Source organism: Microvirga lupini, assembly GCF_014191055.1.
In the GTDB taxonomy this organism is placed as follows: Bacteria; Pseudomonadota; Alphaproteobacteria; order Rhizobiales; family Beijerinckiaceae; genus Microvirga; species Microvirga lupini_A.
Map to the genome: position 1 here is coordinate 145,610 of NZ_JACHWB010000002.1, position 15,242 is coordinate 160,851.

A 15,242-nucleotide genomic window follows, 5' to 3' on the forward strand; every position below is an offset into this window, starting at 1 on the left:
TCCACGTTTTGAGCGGGTTAAGACGTGGATGCCCGCAACAAGTGCGGGCATGACGAGAAACGAGAGCTGGCTTTAGGCCGCTTTCCCCGCCAGTCGCGCCTTCGCCCGCTCAGGCCCGATCAGCGGCAGCAGCGCCGCCAGCTCAGGACCATGATCGAGACCGGTCAATGCAAGGCGAAGCGGCATGAACAGGGCCTTGCCCTTCATGCCGGTCTTCGCCTTCACCGCTTCCGTCCAGGTCTTCCAGGTGGTGGCGTCCCAAGGACCTTCCGGCAGAACGCCGGTGGCAGCCTCGACGAAAGCCTTGTCGTCGATGACCGGCGTCACGGGACCGCGGACGACAGTGGCCCACTCCGCCGCGTCCCGAACCTTGGTCAGGTTGCCGCGCACCGCGTTCCAGAAAATCTCTCCCTCATCCGCATCGAGCTGCGCAAGCCGCTCGCGCGCCGTCTCGTAAGGTATCTCGTGGATGAGGCGGGCGTTCAGGTGCTCCAGCTCGCTCTCGTCGAACTTCGCCGGCGCGCGGGAGATATGCGAGAAGTCGATGAGCTTGGCGAGCTCGTTGAGATCGGCCACGGGCCGCACGGCCTCGGCCGAGCCGACCAACACAGCGAGCGATGCAACCGCCTGCGGCTCGAGACCGGCATCGCGCAGGCCTTTCACTGATAGATGCCCGAGGCGCTTCGACAGGCCTTCGCCGCTGGCCGTGATCAGCAGGCTGTGATGCGCGAAGGTGGGAGCAGCAGCACCCAAGGCCTCGAAGATCTGGATCTGCACAGCCGTGTTGGTCACGTGATCCTCGCCCCGGATCACGTGGGTGATCTTCAGGTCGATATCGTCCACCACCGACGGCAGAGTATAGAGATAGGTGCCGTCCTCGCGCACCAGCACCGGATCCGACAGCGAGCTGCAATCCACGTGGCAAGGGCCGCGCACGAGGTCGTCCCAGGCGACGTTCGTCGGCTCCAGGCGGAAGCGCCAGTGGGGCTTGCGGCCCTCCTGTTCGAGCTTGGCGCGGTCTTCGTCGGTGAGCTTCAGGGCCGCCCGGTCGTAGATGGGCGGCAGGCCGCGGGCGAGCTGGCGCTTGCGGCGGAATTCCAGCTCCTCCTGCGTCTCGTAGCAAGGATAGAGGCGGCCAGCCGCCTTCAGCCGCTCGGCCGCCGCGTCGTAGAGCGGGAACCGCTCCGACTGACGCACGATCACGTCGGGCGGGATGCCGAGCCAGTGCAGATCGGTCTCAATCGAATCCGCATATTCCTGCTTCGACCGCGCCAAGTCGGTATCGTCGAAGCGCAGGATGAAGGTACCGCCCTCCCGCCGCGCATAGAGCGCGTTGAGCAGAGCCACGCGGGTGTTGCCGATATGGATGTGCCCGGTCGGAGACGGGGCGAAGCGGACGATGGGCTTGGACATGCGCCAACCCTATGGCGAAGGGCGCCGGGCGGCGCAAGGGGTGATGCGTGTTTCGGTGTCATTCCCGGCCGGAGCGCAGCGGAGGGGAAGGGAATCCATGGTACTGAGTGTGTGAGTGGATCCCTTTCCCGGCCTGCGGCCGCCGGGGAAGACACCCACCGCATCATCACCGGAACAAGGCCCGGGATGACGCGGGGATGGTGAAAGCGCTACACGTCCATCGATCCGACCCGCGGCTTGCCGATGGCGCGCTCCAGCGCTTCATCCTTCTGGTGCGCCGCCAAGCCCTGGTCGCGGTAGCGGTTGACGACGGGGTAGCGGCGGTCGCGGCCGAAGTTCCGGCGCGTCACCTTCACGCCCGGCGCCGCCTGCCGGCGCTTGTACTCGGCGATGTAGAGCAGGCGCTCCACCTTCTTGACGACCTCCAGGTCATAGCCCTTCGCCACGATCTCCGAGACCCGCAGTTCCTGCTCCACGAAGCCACGCAGGATCTCGTCGAGATCCTCGTAAGGTGGCAGCGAATCCTGGTCCTTCTGGTTCTCGCGCAATTCGGCGGTGGGCGCCTTGGTGAGGATGTTCTCAGGAATCACGACGCCGTTCGGACCGAGCGCTCCCTTCGGCTTCCAACGGTTGCGCAGGGCCGACAGGCGGTAGACCTCCATCTTGTAGAGGTCCTTGATCGGATTGAAGCCGCCGTTCATGTCGCCGTAGATCGTGGCGTAGCCGACCGACATTTCCGACTTGTTGCCGGTGGTCAGCACCATGGCGCCGAACTTGTTCGAGATCGCCATCAGGATCGTGCCGCGGGCGCGGCTCTGGAGGTTCTCCTCGGTGATGTCCCGTTCCCGCCCTGCGAACAGAGGCTGCAAGGCAGCCTCGAAACCCTCCACGGGCTCAGCGATGGGCAGAATATCGTAGCGCACGCCGAGCGCCTCGGCGCAGTCTTCCGCGTCCTTCAGGGATTCGCCGGAGGTGTAGCGGTAAGGCAGCATCACGCAATGCACGCGATCCGCCCCCAGCGCATCCACGGCCATGGCGGCGCAGATGGCGGAATCGATGCCACCGGACAGACCCAGCACCACGCCCGGGAAGCGGTTCTTCTCCACGTAATCGCGCAGGCCCAGGACACAGGCAGCGTAGTCGGCCTCCTCGCCCTCCTCCACGGTGACGACAGGGGCGTCCCGGCAGACCCAGCCCTCCTCACCCTTCTCCCAGGTGGTGAGCGCGATGGTCTCCTCGTAGGCCGGCAGCTGGCACGCAAGCGAGCAATCCGCATTGAGCACGAAGGAGGCCCCGTCGAAGACCAGTTCGTCCTGGCCGCCGACCTGGTTGAGATAGACGAGCGGCAGGCCGCTCTCCGTCACCCGGGCGGCCGCGATATTGAACCGCTCCTCGGTCTTGCCGCGCCAATAGGGCGAGCCGTTGGGCACCAGCAGCATCTCGGCCCCGGTCTCAGCGAGGCACTCGACCACGTCCCCGCTCCAGATGTCCTCGCAGATCGGAAGGCCAAGGCGGATGCCGCGGAAGTTGACCGGTCCCGGCAGGGGTCCGGCCTCGAAATTGCGCTTCTCGTCGAAAACGCCGTAATTGGGCAGGTCGACCTTGAAGCGCACGGAGACCGTGCCGCCGTCGAGGAGTGCATAGGCGTTGTAGAGCGCGTCGTCCTCCCGCCACGGCAGGCCGATGAGCATGCCGGGCCCGCCATCGGCCGTCTCGCGGGCGAGGCGTTCGAGCGCCGCCCGGCAGCTATCCTGAAAGGCGGGCTTCAGCACGAGGTCCTCGGCGGGATAGCCCGCGAGGAACTGCTCGGCGAACATCACGATGTCGGCCCCCATCCGGGCCGCCTCGGTGCGGGCCTCGCGAGCCTTCTGCTCGTTGCCGGCCACATCACCGACGATGGGATTGAGCTGCGCGAGCGCGATCTTGAGAATGTTCTGAGCCATGGCATTGCTGTTGTAGGGCGTGCGAACGCAGGCAGCAACGATGATAACGGCTTCCTAACATGTCAGGACAGGGATGGCACGGGATCGCTGCCAACTGCGGTTAGCACCGCTACCTCACATGTGCTGCGCCATCTCAGAGTACAAGGGCAAGATAAGTCGCTCTTGCTTCAATAGATAATGAAATCCATGTGAGACAGCGCAGTACCGGCTTTCATCTGCGCAATCTGTGCAGGAGCGACGACTCCCGTTCCATCTTTGTCATAATAGAGTTTGCCTGTGGCGTTGTCATAAATGATCCGGTCATCCGCATCCAGGGCAACAGTCCCAATCTGGAAGGACTTGTCGGTAATTGTTCTAATCTGATCGAATACAAACCATTTGTCGCTCTGCTCTTCGGGTTCACCGAAAGAATCCAGCACAAAACTGGCTTTAGGAAGCTTAAAATACTTTGAGGACAAGGCTATCTTGTCGCCCTGTTTGCGGCTGAAATCTTCAATCTTATCCAGAGTCGAAGCTATGGGACGAGCATCAAACACAAAGTAATCGGCACCCTTGCCACCGTTGAGGACGTCCTTCCCGGCGCCTCCTTTCAGGAAGTCGTTTCCATTGCCGCCGAGAAGCTTGTCATTCCCGCTGCCACCGTACAGATCATCATCCCTCCCAAGGCCGATTAGCGTATCCTTGCCGCCATTCCCATAAAGAGAGTTACCGCCGTTGTTCGCTACGATTTGATCACCGGCCGAGTCGCTGGTGAAATCCGCAACAAACATCTCGTGCCGTCCATTATAGTAAATGTGGTATTCCCCGCTCGTTCTCACGGCCATGATCGCATCCTATGTTTTTCTTTATAAAACGATACATCATATAGGCCGCTGGCTGTCCAGTCTGGAAATGCCGCAGGCATATACTCCTACGAACGCATTTAATAGTCTCACGCTTCAAGAGCCAAGTTCTGGAACCCGCAACAGTCCAGTTCGTTATTTCCACACGAAACACTGGGAGACTGACATGTTGAAAGGCGGCCTGCTTTGGCTCATCGGCATTCCTCTGCCGATCATCCTTATTCTCTTCTTCATGGGCTGGCTGAGCTAAGCTCAAATACTTGTAGAGTAGCGTATGCGTAAAAGAAAAAGGGGCGCCGAAAGCGCCCCTTTTTCTTAGATCGTCCAGTCGTTTATTCCGCCGCCAGGGCGGCCGGCTGTTCCCTTGACTGGCGCTCGCGCTTGATCAGCTCCGAGGTCAGGAACGCGATCTCAAGCGCCTGCTCGGCGTTGAGGCGCGGGTCGCAATAGGTGTGGTAGCGGTCGCGCAGGTCCGCGTCGGTGAGCGCACGGGCGCCGCCGGTGCATTCAGTGACGTTCTTGCCGGTCATCTCCAGGTGGATGCCGCCCGCGTGCGTCCCTTCCGCCTGATGGATGGCAAAGAAGTCCTGCACCTCGCTCATGACCTGCTCGAACGGCCGGGTCTTGTAGCCCGACGCCGCCTTGATGGTGTTGCCGTGCATCGGATCGCAGGACCACACCACGGTGCGCCCTTCCCGCTCGACTGCGCGGATCAGGCCCGGCAGATGATCGCCCACCTTGCCGGCGCCGAAGCGGCAGATCAGGGTGAGGCGTCCCGCCTCGTCCTCGGGATTGAGGGCATCGATGAGCCGGAGCAGCCCGTCCGGCGAAAGCGACGGGCCGCATTTGAGGCCGATCGGGTTCCTGATGCCACGCATGTATTCGATATGGGCGTGATCCGGCTGGCGGGTGCGGTCACCGATCCAGAGCATGTGCCCGGAGGTGGCGTACCAGTCGCCGGTCGTGGAATCGACCCGGGTCATGGACTCCTCGTAGCCGAGCAGCAGCGCCTCGTGGCTGGTGTAGAAGTCGGTCGAGCGCATCTCCGGGTGAGTCTCGGGGTCGATCCCGATAGCCCGCATGAAGTTGATGCTCTCGGTGATGCGCTCGGCGAGCTCGCTGTAGCGCGAGGATTGCGGCGAATCCTTCACGAAGCCGAGCATCCAGCGATGGGCATTCTCGAGATTGGCATAGCCGCCGGTCGCGAAGGCACGGATCAGGTTGAGCGTCGCGGCCGACTGGCGATAGGCCATGAGCTGGCGGCGCGGATCGGGCGTGCGGGCCTCCGGCGTGAAGGCGATGTCGCTGATGATGTCGCCCCGGTAGCTCGGCAGCTCGACGCCATCGATGGTCTCGGTCGGGGCCGAACGCGGCTTGGCGAACTGGCCGGCCACACGGCCGACCTTCACCACGGGCGAGCCGCCCGCATAGGTGAGCACCACGGCCATCTGCAGGAACAGACGGAAGAAGTCGCGGATGTTGTCCGCCGAATGCTCGGCGAAGCTTTCGGCGCAATCGCCGCCCTGGAGCAGGAAGGCCTCGCCCTTGGCGACCTTGGCCAGCGTCTTCTTCAGCTTGCGGGCCTCGCCGGCAAAGACCAGCGGAGGGAAGCCGGCGAGCTGCTGCTCGACGCCCTCAAGCGCCTCTGGGTCCGGATAGGCCGGAACCTGCTGGATCGGCTTGTTTCTCCAGCTGTCGGGCGTCCACCGCTCGGTCATGACACTTACCCCCGTGTCCTTTCTTCAATGCTCATCGTGCACCGCAACAAGCGGCATGAAACGGCACCTATACACGACATAAACAAAAAGGCGAGTGCGTTAGAGAGACGCCGCGCATGAAGGGACCGCATGCCGCGGACACCTGAATTCAGCCTGAAATCCTGTGAGGTGGAGAAAAGGCGTGCATCAGCGCGCGGGGCGCTGACGGCTCTCGCGCCGGGACATCCAGAGGGCCCCAAAGCCCATCGCCACGGCAATGACCGGGATGCCGAAGTAGACATAGGCTTCCAGGAGGGTCATGGCTTCAGGTCTCTCAAGATCAACTTCGCTATCGAATGTAGGATAAACCCAACGAAAAGCCAAATGATGCTGACGAGAATGGCGATTGCATCCCTCGGCATGGCCTCGGATCCATAGCCGACGGCCACCATCGGACCCACGAACCCGGCAATCACGAATGCGACCGCCACATTGTTGAGTGCCGTTGCCGTCAGCTTCGTCTGCTCATTATGGATCACGCTCACTCAGCCCCCCCCTCGCCGTCTTATTATCCCACCGCCTGCGGCTTCTTCACCACCACGGGCGTACGCATGGTGACAAGCTCCTCGGCTGCCGTTGGGTGAACCGCCACGGTTCGGTCGAAATCGGCCTTTGTGGCCCCCATGGTGACGGCGATGCCGGCGAGCTGGATCATCTCGCCTGCATCATGCCCCATGATGTGGACGCCCACGACCTTGTCGGTGGCTTTGTCGACGATCAGCTTCATGAAGACCCGGTCCTTGCCGCCCGAAAGGGTGGCCTTCATGGGCCGGAAGGCGGTCTTGTAGACGTCGATCTCGCCATAGATCGCCCGGGCCGCCGCCTCGCCGCAGCCGATCACGCCGATCTCCGGGGTCGAGAAGACGGCGGTCGGGATCAGGTCGTGGTCGACGATGGTGGGCTTGTTGCCGAACACCGTATCGGCAAAGGCATGGCCCTCGCGGATGGCGATGGGGGTGAGATTCGCCCGGTTGGTGACGTCGCCCACCGCATAGATCGACGGGATGAGGGTCTGGGAATAGCCATCCACCGGAATGGCCCCAACCTCGTCGACGGCGATTCCCGCATTCTCCAGCCCGAGCCCCTTGGTGTTGGGGCGCCGCCCGGTGGCGACGAGAACCTGATCGACGGTGAGAATCGAGCCGTCGGACAGGGTTGCGGCAATGCCGCCGGGCGTCTTCTCCAAGCTCGTGAGGGTCCGGCCCAGGGCCAGGTTGATGCCGCGTTGCGCATAGGCCTCTCCCAGGGCGATGCGAACATCATCGTCGAAGCCGCGCAGGAGCATGTCGCCCCGGTGCAGGAGCGTGACCTCGCTGCCGAGGCCGGCAAAGACGCCCGCGAACTCAACCGCGATATAGCCGCCGCCGACCACGAGAATGCGCTTCGGCTGCTGCTCCAGATGGAATACCTCGTTGGACGTGATGCCGAGTTCGCCGCCGGGGATGACCGGCTCCAGGGTCGGATGGGCGCCGACCGCCACGAGGATAGTGCGGGCGCGGATCCGGGCGCCGGTCTTGAGCACATGAACCGTATGGGCATCCGCGATCACGGCGCGGCTGTCGACGATCTCGACGCCGGCCTTCTCCAGGTTCGTCCGGTATATGCCCTCCAGCCGGTCGATCTCCCGGTCCTTGTTGCGGATCAGTGTCGCCCAATCGAAGCGCGTCTCGCCGACGCTCCAGCCGAATCCTTGCGCATCGTGGAACTCGTCGGCGAAGCGGCTGGCATAGACCATCAGCTTCTTGGGCACACAGCCGCGGATCACGCAGGTACCGCCGACCCGGTACTCCTCCGCCAGCATGACCTTCGCGCCGTAGCCGGCGGCGATCCGGGCCGCGCGCACGCCGCCCGACCCGCCTCCGATGACGAAGAGGTCAACATCGAATGAGGTCATGGCGCGGTCTCCGCTCAAATTCCGGGTTCAACGATTCATATAGGAATGGCTGTCGGGTAGCACCGCCCAACAGCCCTGCTCCGGGCACATGGCTGCCCACCTTGTGATGGTGCTCTTACGCTAAGGTTCAACAGCGATAAAGAAGCAAGCGCTTGCCGCTCCCCTGATCCCTCTTTAGGTTCTGCCGCAGGACGCTCTCACCTGACGGAAGCGTCAACGGAGGAACAGTATGACCCAGTTTCGCAAAGGGCTCTGGCGCAGCGCAATCGCTGCCGCAGCAATGGCCGGGTTCGTGACATCGGCGGCAGCCCAGATGGAGCTCAAGATCATGGCTCCCGCGGCGCCGGGCGGCGGCTGGGACCAGACGGCCCGCTCCATGCAGCAGGCCCTGACCCAGTCCGGCATCGCCAAGAGCGTGCAGGTGACCAACGTGCCGGGCGCCGGCGGCTCCATCGGCATCGCCCAGCTCGTGAACAACTCCAAGGGCGACGGCAACCAGCTCATGGTCATGGGCTACGTCATGGTGGGCGCGCTGCTGACCAACAAGTCGCCCGTCACCCTCGATCAGACCACCCCCATCGCCCGCCTGACGACGGAATACGAAGCGATCGTGGTGCCGGCCGACTCGCCGATCAAGAACGCGAAGGATCTCGCCGCGGCCATCAAGGCCGATCCGGCCAAAGTGACCTGGGCCGGCGGCTCGGCAGGCGGCGTCGACCACATCGCGGCAGCTCTCTTCGCCAAGGCGGCGGGCGCCGATCCGACCAAGATCAACTACATCCCCTTCTCCGGCGGCGGCGAGGCCCTGGCGGCCATCCTCGGCGGCAAAGTGACGGCGGGTATTTCGGGCTACGGCGAATTCGAGAGCCAGGTGAAGGCGGGCAAGCTGCGCCTCATCGGCCTGACCTCGGCCACCAAGACCCCCAACGTGGACGTGCCCTCGATCAAGGAACAGGGCGTCGACCTCGAGATTGCCAACTGGCGCGCGGTCGTGGCCCCTCCCGGCATCTCCGCCGACCAGAAGAAGGCTCTGACGGAGGCCATGGACAAGCTGGCCCAGTCGAAGGAATGGCAGGAAATCCTGAAGGCCAAGGGCTGGGAGAACGCCTACATCTCCGGCGACGCCTTCACCAAGATCCTGGCGGACGAGCAGGCGCGCACGAAAGAAGTGCTCACGGCGGTGGGGCTGGTGAAGTCTTAAATTTCAAGATAAAGGCCGTTGGAAGCGCCGCGTTCACGACGCGGCGCTTCTTTTTTGGGACATTCCATGACCACATCCCCCCAACGGCGCATCGACGTGGCAGGCCTCGTCATCGCCCTCATCCTTTTTGTCCTCGCCGGCGTGGTCTGGTGGGACATGACCAAACTCCAGATTCTGTCACCCTACGATCTCGGCCCGAAAGTCATGCCGATCATTGTCTCGGGAGCTCTTGCGCTCCTGGCCATCGGCAACGCAATCGGCGCCCTGCGCGGCGATCTCCCCGCGCGCGACCATCTCGATTGGAAGCCGATCATCCTCATCCTCGGCGGGCTCGCCTGCCTCATCATCCTGATCGCTATCGGCGGCGGCTTCATGATCGGCACGGCCATTCTGTTCGCGACCACGTCGGCCGCCTTCGGGCGTCGCGCTTTCCTGACCGATCTCCTGATCGGCGCGGTGATCGCCGTCTTCATCTATCTGCTTTTCGCCAAGCTCCTGACCCTGTCCCTGCCTGCAGGGCCGCTCGAACGCCTGTTCTGAGGCTTAACCCCATGGAAGCTTTTGCATCCCTCGCCGATGGCCTCACGGTCGCCATCCAGCCGATGAACCTGCTGTTCGCCCTCATCGGCGTCCTTCTCGGCACCGCTGTCGGCGTTCTGCCCGGCATCGGCCCGGCGCTCACCGTGGCGCTTCTTCTGCCCATCACCTTCAAGCTCGATCCTGGCGGATCGATCATCATGTTCGCGGGCATCTATTACGGTGGCATGTATGGCGGCTCGACCACCGCGATCCTGATCAACACGCCGGGCGAGAGCGCCTCCATGGCGACCGCGCTCGAAGGCAACAAGATGGCCAAGGCCGGTCGTGGCGGTCCCGCGCTCGCCACCTCGGCCATCGGCTCCTTCGTGGCCGGCACTTTCGCCACCCTCGGCCTGACGTTCCTCGCGCCCTACCTCGTGGATATCGCGGTGAGCTTCGGCCCTGAGGACTACTTTGCCCTCATGTGCGTGGCCTTCGTGACCGTCTCGGCCACCTTCGGCGATTCGCCGGTGCGCGGCCTGACCAGCCTGGCCCTCGGCCTGCTGCTGGGCCTGGTCGGGATCGACATCCTCTCCGGCCAGTCCCGCCTGAGCTTCGGCATTCCGGAACTCTATGACAATGTCGAGGTCACGACCCTGGCCGTCGGCCTCTTCGCCGTCGGCGAGGCGCTCTATGTCGCCTCCCGCCGCCACGTTCACGAGGAGAAGCTCGAGGCTGTTCGCGGCTCGCTGTGGATGACCAGGGAGGACTGGAAGCGCTCCTGGAAGCCTTGGCTCCGTGGAACCGCCTTCGGCTTCCCCATTGGTGCGCTTCCCGCCGGTGGCGCCGAGATCCCGACCTTCCTGTCCTACTCGACCGAAAAGCGTCTGACGAAGCATCCTGAGGAATTCGGTAAGGGCGCCATCGAAGGCGTCGCCGGTCCGGAGGCTGCCAACAACGCGGCTGCGGCCGGCACGCTCGTGCCCCTGCTGACGCTGGGCCTTCCCACCTCGGCTACGGCCGCCATGATGCTGGCAGGCTTCCAGCAATATGGCCTCAACCCGGGCCCCCTGCTCTTCGCCGACCAGCCGAAGCTGGTCTGGGGCCTGATCGCCAGCCTGTTCATCGCCAATGCCATGCTGCTGGTGCTGAACCTGCCGCTGGTCGGCCTTTGGGTGCGCCTCCTGAAGATCCCGCAGCCCTGGCTCTATGCGGGCATCCTGGTCTTCGCCACCATGGGCACCATTGCGGCCAATCCGTCGCCGGTCGAGCTCATCATGCTGACGGTCTTCGGCGTGCTCGGCTTCCTGATGCGGCGCTTCGATTTCCCGATTGCCCCGGTGGTGGTCGGCCTGATCCTCGGCCCCATCGCCGAAAGCCAGCTGCGCCGCGCCCTCTCGATCAGCCTGGGCGATCCCATGGTGCTGCTGCAGAGCCCGATCTCGGCCACGCTGCTCATCATAGCGCTGCTCGCCCTCATTGCCCCCTTCGTGCTCAAGGGGCTCGGGCGTTTCAAGGCGGTCGAGGATTAAACCTTCCTGCCAGCAGGCAAGAACGACAGAGGCGCCTCGGTTCGAGGCGCCTCTGTCGTGTCGGGGTGGTGACAAGCGATGCCCGACACATCGCAAGCGATCATCAGCCGATCGACGAGGACGCCTCGCGGACTTTCAAGGTGGCCGTGCTCACCAATTCGGCCGAGCGCGCGATCTCGTTCATGCTGTTGCTGATCGACGAGACGCTGCGCGAGGCTCCCTGCATGTTGGACGACATCTCCTGCGTCACAGCCGACTGCTCCTCCACGGCCGCGGAGATCGCGACCGAGATCTCGTTGATCCTCTGAACCGTCGAGGTGATCGCCTCGATGGCCGTTACGACCTGCTGCGTTGACGTCTGTGTCTGTGCGATCTGTGCGCCGATCTCCTCCGTTGCCCTTGCGGTCTGAGTGGCCAAACTCTTGACCTCGGAGGCAACCACCGCGAAGCCACGGCCTGCCTCGCCTGCCCGCGCCGCCTCGATGGTGGCGTTCAGCGCGAGGAGATTGGTCTTGGACGCGATGCTGTCGATGAGAGTGACAATCTCGCCGATCTTTTGTGCGGACGCCGAAAGGCCCGATACAATCGCATTCGTCTGCCTGCCCTGCTCAACCGCTTCGTTGGAGATGGCAAGGGCGTGATTCACCTGTTGCCCGATCTCGTTGACGGAGGCTGCGAGCTCCTCGGCGCCGGCTGCGACCGCCCGCACGTTTGCCGATGTCTCGCTCGACGCGCTCGCTGCTCCTTCGGCCCGATCCGTAACACCGGAGATCGCCCTCGTAATCTCGATCAGCTCAGCGGCAATCGCTGTCTGGACCTCGGCGCGGCGGATACGTTCATGCACCTGCGCCGTAATGTCCGTGGCGAACTTGATGACCTTGTAGGCACGCCCAGTCATATCGAGAATTGGGTTGTAGGAGGCCTGGATCCAGACTTCCCGTCCGCCCTTTGCGATGCGCCTGTACTCGCCCGACTGGTACTCGCCGCGCGCGAGGGAAACCCAGAACTCCCGATACTCGTGACTGTTGCGATGCTCGGGCTCGACGAAAAGGCTGTGATGCCTGCCCTCGATCTCGTCGAGTTGATAGCCCAGCGCGGCGAGGAAGTTCTCGTTCGCGGTCAGAATGGTGCCATCGAGCTTGAAGGCAATGACGGCCTGGGAGCGGTTGATGGCCTTGATCTGTCCCTCGTAATCGGCCGCCTGAAGTTTCTGCTCGGTCGTGTCCGTGGCGAACTTCACCACCTTGTAGGGTCTTCCGCTGCGGTCGAGCACGGGATTGTACGAAGCCTGGATCCAGATCTCCCGTCCACCCTTGCCGAAGCGCCGGTACTCGGCCGTCCGTGCTTCGCCCCGGTTCAGAGCAGCCCAGAACTCCCGGTACTCTGCGCTGCCCTGTTCGGTCGGATCTACGAACAGGCTGTGGTGCCGGCCTTGAAGCTCATCAAGAGTGTAGCCCATCGTGCTGAGAAAATTCTCATTGGCGGTCAGAATGGTACCATCGAGCCTGAACTCGATGATCGCTTGAGACCGATCCAAGGCCTCTAGCTTGTCCGACATCTCGCCACTCGACCGAAACATAAACATTGACAGCCCCAACCCTTGCCCATCCGGCGCGTCTTGGCGCCGCTCTTCGGGGAGATGCGGAAGACGCTGTCGATCAGATCGGAACGAGGCCCGAACCTGAACTGGCGCCAATTTGGCCATCAACTCCTAACGGTCTGTTAAAGGGAGTAGCGGTGACACAGAGAAACGGTCCCGTTTTCATTGGCAAAGATGCAAATGACTACTTGCATTTCAGCTCGATGCTCAACCCGACCTTTGCGCCAGGCGAGATTGTGAACTCAATTCCATGGGTTTCCATGGTTCGTCTGATGGCCTCGATACTCGCCTTCCGCACGCTATCACTGCCCTGAGCCTCAATGCGCTTGATCGTTGTTGCTGAGATGCCCGAGGCGTCGGCGAGTTCACGCACGGACCAGTTGAGCAAGGCGCGCCCGGCGCGAATCTGCTCGCTCGTGAGGGGAGCTGCAAGGTCGAACGCGAGAGGCCTCTCGCCTGCGGGCGCAGATTCCGAGCTCACCTTGGCCAGGCCTGCCTGTTCAAGATGATGGAGCCACAACTCGTCGACGACCAGCCTTCCAAGGCCGGCGAGAACAGCCGCCTGATCCGGGTGGAACTCCCGCGGTTCGGTATCGATCAAACACAAGGATCCGAGCCGTATTCCAGGCCCTGTCGTCAGAGGTGCGCCGGCATAGAACCGAATACCAGGCTCGCCTGTCACGTAAGGATTGGCCGCGAAGGTCTGATCGGCTCTTGCATCAGGCACGACAAAAACCTCGTCATGCATGATCGTATACTGGCAGAAGGAGTGCTCGCGCGCCGTGACCTTGAGGTCGGGAATCCCGATGGTGGCCTTGAGCCATTGATGCGTGTCGTCGAGGAAGGTCACGGCAGCAATCGGAACGTTGAACAGCTGCTGAGCCACGCGGCAGATACGGTCCAAGGAGGGAGAGGCCGGGGCATCGACGATGCCGAGCTTCCGGAGGGCAGCGAGACGCTCCACTTCATTCGGGGGGAAAAGACTTGCCATGAAACGTCCCCTGGTCCTGCCCTGGGGCAGGATGACGGCATGATCGGCGAAGGCTTCGTTACTGTCAGGCAGGGTCGCCGCCGACTGGCGCCTGATGAAGCTTCGTCTCACGCCTCAATCTATCTAGAACAATCCTGAGGTTGAGCCTCGACAATACAAAGGCTCGGTTGCCCGAGCCTTTCCGTGGTGAAGCGGACGGCGCTCTCGCATTACTGCAGCTGGTGACCGCGCTTGCCCATTTCCTCGCGGGCGCGGCTCATGACGAACTGAGCGGTCTGCTGCGTCCAGGTCGCGAGATCCCGAACCACGTCGTCGAGGATGCCCGGCTGGGTCTCCACGTACTTCTTGCCAGCCGGAGACTTGTAGAAGTCGGAGATCGTCTTCAGCTCGGCCTCGGTCATGCGGCTGGCGAAAGCCCGGGCCGCATTGTCGACCATCTTCAGCTTTTCCTTATCGAGCTCGGGACGGATCTGGGCGACGACCTGATCGAGGTCCTGCTTGATCTCCGGGCGGGTCACGTTCATCTGCTGCAGCTGCTCGAGGAACGGCTCGACCATGGCATCAAAAGAGCGGGTCATGCCGGAGCTGATGGCGACTTCGCGCGCGAGAGCCATGTGGCTGGCGCTCGGCTGCGCCTGGGCGAAGGCCGGGCTGGCGAGCATGAACAGCGCGACGGAGGTCGCAGCCAGTCGGGAGGCGGTACGGATCATCAGGATGGCTCCATTCGTCATGGTTCTGGTCAGAGCTGACCGAGTTCGACGAGCCCGTCAGCGGTGGCGAGGATCGCGCCGGTGGCCAGGCCCAGGAAAAGACCGTGCTCGACGACGCCGGGAATGTTGTTCAGCGTCGAGGCAAGCACGTTCGGCTTGTCGATGCGCTCGAGATGCGCATCGAGAATGAAATGGCCGCCATCCGTCACGTAGGGCGCGCCGTCGGCGGCACGCCGGAGGCGCAGCTCGCCGGTCATGGACAGGGAATCCAGCAGTCGGACGATGGCGCGCTCCGTGGCCGTGAGGCCGAAGGGCACCACCTCGATGGGGAGCGGGAAGCGTCCGAGCTTCGTGACGAGCTTCGACCCGTCGGCGATGACGATCATGCGCTGGCTGGCAGAAGCCACGATCTTCTCCCGCAGCAGCGCGCCGCCGCCGCCCTTGACGAGGCGCAGGTCGTTGTCGAGCTCGTCGGCCCCATCGACCGTCAGGTCGAGGTCCGGCGTTTCATCGAGGCTCGTCAGGGGAATGCCCTCGCGCTGGGCCTGCTCGCGGGTCGCCTCGGAGGTGGGCACGCCCACGACCTTCAGCCCGCCCCGGACGCGCTCGCCGACGGCCGCGACGAAATGCGCCGCGGTCGAGCCGGTACCAAGCCCAAGCCTCATTCCGTCGGTGACGAGCTGGGCGGCCCGTTCGGCTGCTGCGCGCTTGAGAGTGTCGCTCACGGATAACCTCTGAAATCAGGGAGGCGTCCGGCCGGATGGCCGTATGACCCGCCTCTAGCATGCCGGAGCGCCTGGAAGAAAGAACGTTTCATGGATGGCTTGTGCCTGAGACCCC

General features: G+C 63.4%; 14 protein-coding genes. 4 read left to right on the forward strand and 10 right to left on the reverse strand.

Annotated elements, in window-relative coordinates:
- Positions 1 to 72: 72 nt before the first annotated feature.
- The 3 genes from gltX to FHR70_RS07760 form a co-directional block, all read right to left on the reverse strand.
- The gene (gene gltX, locus FHR70_RS07750) at positions 73 to 1,413 is read right to left on the reverse strand and encodes a glutamate--tRNA ligase (RefSeq protein ID WP_183448846.1); all 1,341 of its coding nucleotides are present in this window, start codon (positions 1,411 to 1,413) and stop codon (positions 73 to 75) included.
- A 209-nt stretch (positions 1,414 to 1,622) separates the two neighbouring features.
- A complete protein-coding gene (locus FHR70_RS07755; RefSeq protein ID WP_183448848.1) occupies positions 1,623 to 3,356 on the reverse strand; it encodes an NAD+ synthase in 1,734 nt (577 codons plus the stop codon).
- Positions 3,357 to 3,523: 167 nt separating this feature from the next.
- Positions 3,524 to 4,180, reverse strand: coding sequence for a calcium-binding protein (locus FHR70_RS07760; RefSeq protein ID WP_183448850.1), 657 nt, complete (start codon positions 4,178 to 4,180; stop codon positions 3,524 to 3,526).
- Between FHR70_RS07760 and FHR70_RS07765 the strand changes: the two genes are divergently transcribed.
- Positions 4,179 to 4,448 (forward strand): hypothetical protein, encoded by a 270-nt coding sequence (locus tag FHR70_RS07765; RefSeq protein WP_183448852.1) that lies wholly within the window; start codon positions 4,179 to 4,181, stop codon positions 4,446 to 4,448. The two genes, FHR70_RS07760 and FHR70_RS07765, sit on opposite strands and share 2 nt — an antisense overlap.
- 82 nt (positions 4,449 to 4,530) lie before the next feature.
- Here the strand turns inward: FHR70_RS07765 and FHR70_RS07770 are convergent, their stop codons facing one another.
- The 3 genes from FHR70_RS07770 to gor all read right to left on the reverse strand — a co-directional run bounded on the left by FHR70_RS07770 (position 4,531) and on the right by gor (position 7,849).
- Positions 4,531 to 5,916: a class II 3-deoxy-7-phosphoheptulonate synthase gene (locus FHR70_RS07770; protein WP_183448854.1), complete on the reverse strand. Its 1,386-nt coding sequence runs from the start codon at positions 5,914 to 5,916 to the stop codon at positions 4,531 to 4,533.
- Positions 5,917 to 6,212: 296 nt separating this feature from the next.
- A complete protein-coding gene (locus tag FHR70_RS07775; protein WP_183448856.1) occupies positions 6,213 to 6,440 on the reverse strand; it encodes a hypothetical protein in 228 nt (75 codons plus the stop codon).
- Between the two features lie 23 nt (positions 6,441 to 6,463).
- On the reverse strand, positions 6,464 to 7,849 hold the full coding sequence (gene gor / locus FHR70_RS07780; protein WP_183448858.1) for a glutathione-disulfide reductase: 1,386 nt from the start codon (positions 7,847 to 7,849) through the stop codon (positions 6,464 to 6,466).
- A 229-nt stretch (positions 7,850 to 8,078) separates the two neighbouring features.
- Here gor and FHR70_RS07785 point away from each other — a divergent pair, with 229 nt between their 5' ends.
- The 3 genes from FHR70_RS07785 (at position 8,079) to FHR70_RS07795 (ending at position 11,101) form a co-directional block, all read left to right on the forward strand.
- Positions 8,079 to 9,050, forward strand: coding sequence for a Bug family tripartite tricarboxylate transporter substrate binding protein (locus FHR70_RS07785; RefSeq protein ID WP_183448860.1), 972 nt, complete (start codon positions 8,079 to 8,081; stop codon positions 9,048 to 9,050).
- 66 nt (positions 9,051 to 9,116) lie between these two features.
- On the forward strand, positions 9,117 to 9,590 hold the full coding sequence (locus tag FHR70_RS07790; protein WP_183448862.1) for a tripartite tricarboxylate transporter TctB family protein: 474 nt from the start codon (positions 9,117 to 9,119) through the stop codon (positions 9,588 to 9,590).
- 11 nt (positions 9,591 to 9,601) lie between these two features.
- Positions 9,602 to 11,101 carry a tripartite tricarboxylate transporter permease gene (locus FHR70_RS07795; RefSeq protein ID WP_183448864.1) on the forward strand — a complete coding sequence of 500 codons (1,500 nt, stop codon included), beginning with the start codon at positions 9,602 to 9,604 and terminating at the stop codon, positions 11,099 to 11,101.
- 103 nt (positions 11,102 to 11,204) lie between these two features.
- On the opposite strand, the gene FHR70_RS07800 is transcribed toward FHR70_RS07795, so the two are convergent.
- The 4 genes from FHR70_RS07800 to rpiA all read right to left on the reverse strand — a co-directional run bounded on the left by FHR70_RS07800 (position 11,205) and on the right by rpiA (position 15,127).
- A complete protein-coding gene (locus tag FHR70_RS07800; protein ID WP_183448866.1) occupies positions 11,205 to 12,686 on the reverse strand; it encodes a methyl-accepting chemotaxis protein in 1,482 nt (493 codons plus the stop codon).
- A 199-nt stretch (positions 12,687 to 12,885) separates the two neighbouring features.
- A complete protein-coding gene (locus FHR70_RS07805; protein WP_183448868.1) occupies positions 12,886 to 13,692 on the reverse strand; it encodes a GAF domain-containing protein in 807 nt (268 codons plus the stop codon).
- Between the two features lie 209 nt (positions 13,693 to 13,901).
- Complete coding sequence (locus tag FHR70_RS07810; protein WP_183448870.1) at positions 13,902 to 14,402, reverse strand: DUF2059 domain-containing protein; 501 nt, start codon at positions 14,400 to 14,402, stop codon at positions 13,902 to 13,904.
- A gap of 29 nt (positions 14,403 to 14,431) precedes the next feature.
- Positions 14,432 to 15,127, reverse strand: coding sequence for a ribose-5-phosphate isomerase RpiA (gene rpiA, locus FHR70_RS07815; protein WP_183448872.1), 696 nt, complete (start codon positions 15,125 to 15,127; stop codon positions 14,432 to 14,434).
- Positions 15,128 to 15,242 lie beyond the last annotated feature (115 nt).

What these genes read in the sequence shown, in the direction of transcription:
- FHR70_RS07795 (WP_183448864.1), top strand. Translation starts at nt 9,602, where the DNA reads ATGGAAGCTTTTGCATCCCTCGCCGATGGCCTCACGGTCGCCATCCAG.
- gor (WP_183448858.1), bottom strand. Translation starts at nt 7,849, where the DNA reads ATGACCTCATTCGATGTTGACCTCTTCGTCATCGGAGGCGGGTCGGGC.
- FHR70_RS07805 (WP_183448868.1), bottom strand. Translation starts at nt 13,692, where the DNA reads ATGGCAAGTCTTTTCCCCCCGAATGAAGTGGAGCGTCTCGCTGCCCTC.
- FHR70_RS07770 (WP_183448854.1), bottom strand. Translation starts at nt 5,916, where the DNA reads ATGACCGAGCGGTGGACGCCCGACAGCTGGAGAAACAAGCCGATCCAG.
- FHR70_RS07810 (WP_183448870.1), bottom strand. Translation starts at nt 14,402, where the DNA reads ATGATCCGTACCGCCTCCCGACTGGCTGCGACCTCCGTCGCGCTGTTC.
- FHR70_RS07765 (WP_183448852.1), top strand. Translation starts at nt 4,179, where the DNA reads ATGATCGCATCCTATGTTTTTCTTTATAAAACGATACATCATATAGGC.
- FHR70_RS07800 (WP_183448866.1), bottom strand. Translation starts at nt 12,686, where the DNA reads ATGTTTATGTTTCGGTCGAGTGGCGAGATGTCGGACAAGCTAGAGGCC.
- FHR70_RS07785 (WP_183448860.1), top strand. Translation starts at nt 8,079, where the DNA reads ATGACCCAGTTTCGCAAAGGGCTCTGGCGCAGCGCAATCGCTGCCGCA.
- gltX (WP_183448846.1), bottom strand. Translation starts at nt 1,413, where the DNA reads ATGTCCAAGCCCATCGTCCGCTTCGCCCCGTCTCCGACCGGGCACATC.
- FHR70_RS07760 (WP_183448850.1), bottom strand. Translation starts at nt 4,180, where the DNA reads ATGGCCGTGAGAACGAGCGGGGAATACCACATTTACTATAATGGACGG.
- FHR70_RS07790 (WP_183448862.1), top strand. Translation starts at nt 9,117, where the DNA reads ATGACCACATCCCCCCAACGGCGCATCGACGTGGCAGGCCTCGTCATC.
- FHR70_RS07755 (WP_183448848.1), bottom strand. Translation starts at nt 3,356, where the DNA reads ATGGCTCAGAACATTCTCAAGATCGCGCTCGCGCAGCTCAATCCCATC.